Consider the following 354-nt stretch of genomic DNA (forward strand, 5'->3'; position numbering starts at 1 on the left):
AAAAGCCATTATCGGAGAAGGCGGAGAAACGTCTGACGATGTTGTGGAAAATGCGGTATCAGCGGCATTGGAACACAATTTGATTAAGGGCGGAGATTTAGTCGTTTTGACAGCCGGTGTACCTGCTTCCACGTCGGGTACGACCAATATGATTCGTGTGCGCCTAGTTGCTGATGTACTACTGCGCGGCATCGGCTTGGGTAAGAGGTCGGCTGTAGGCAATATTTGCTTCGGTAACAGCCAGGCACAATTGGAACGGGATTTCATACCGGGATGCATCCTTGTCGTTAAAGGGTCGGGTCCGGAACTTATTCCTTATATTAAACGGGCCGGGGCTATTATTTCCGAAGAGGC

General features: G+C 50.0%; 1 protein-coding gene. It reads left to right on the forward strand.

Features of this window, described 5'->3' with window-relative positions; translation table 11 throughout:
• Positions 1-354 (forward strand): pyruvate kinase alpha/beta domain-containing protein (locus PGX78_RS09135; RefSeq protein ID WP_333524053.1); only part of this gene is annotated, 354 nt, incomplete at both ends.

The organism is Megasphaera sp. AF13-6AC, from assembly GCF_027685385.1.
Lineage (GTDB): Bacteria > Bacillota > Negativicutes > Veillonellales > Megasphaeraceae > Megasphaera > Megasphaera micronuciformis.